Below are 249 nucleotides of genomic sequence, written 5' to 3' on the forward strand. Positions count from 1 at the left end.
CTTCCATCTTAGGATGCTGTTCGACCGAACCGTACTCTTGCAGGTCAGCTTCAACCCGCTTGAGGAGTTCCATCCCCAGCTCCTGGTGGGCCATCTCACGGCCGCGGAATCGCAAGGATACCTTGGCCCTGTCCCCGTCACTCAGGAAACGTACCAGGTTGCGCAGTTTTACCTGGTAATCCCCTTCCTCCGTCCCTGGACGAAACTTGATTTCTTTAACCTGAATCTGCTTCTGGTTCTTCTTCGCAG

At 54.6% G+C, this 249-nt stretch carries 1 protein-coding gene; it reads right to left on the reverse strand.

Features of this window, described 5'->3' with window-relative positions:
• On the reverse strand, positions 1-249 hold a 249-nt coding region (infC, locus tag SB751_RS33625), incomplete at both ends, for a translation initiation factor IF-3 (RefSeq protein ID WP_410749447.1).

It is taken from the genome of Cupriavidus sp. SIMBA_020, assembly GCF_046535395.1.
GTDB lineage: Bacteria > Pseudomonadota > Gammaproteobacteria > Burkholderiales > Burkholderiaceae > Cupriavidus > Cupriavidus campinensis.